General features: G+C 58.6%; 1 protein-coding gene. It reads right to left on the bottom strand.

Annotation, left to right across the window (positions count from 1 at the left end; genetic code table 11):
• The coding region (locus HBA93_RS19675) for an ABC transporter permease subunit (protein WP_221724413.1) at positions 1-343 on the bottom strand (343 nt) is incomplete at both ends.

The raw sequence follows: 343 nt of genomic DNA, 5'->3' as shown, positions 1-343 counted from the left end.
CGCGGGCGAGGCAACAATAGGGGGGGAGGCGACCCACCGCCACAGCAAGCATTGAGTTGAAAAGGCTTGGCCCCAGAGCTGCGGCCAAGGCCATAGCCAGTACCAGAGCCGGCAAGGCCATTACCACATCCATCAGACGCATAATGCCGGTATCAATACGGCCGCCGAGTACGCCGGACAAACATCCGATCAGCACGCCAATGCTCATCGAGATCAGCACAATCATAAAGGCAGCGCCGCATGATGCACGTGCACCATAAATCACGCGCGAAAACAGATCACGCCCGACTTCATCTGTGCCAAACCAATGGGTGGCACTCGGTGGCGCCAGACGTGCAGTGAG

Source organism: Ochrobactrum sp. SFR4 (genome assembly GCF_019730395.1).
In the GTDB taxonomy this organism is placed as follows: domain Bacteria; phylum Pseudomonadota; class Alphaproteobacteria; order Rhizobiales; family Rhizobiaceae; genus Pseudochrobactrum.
This window is presented reverse-complemented; position numbering and strand designations above follow the sequence as displayed.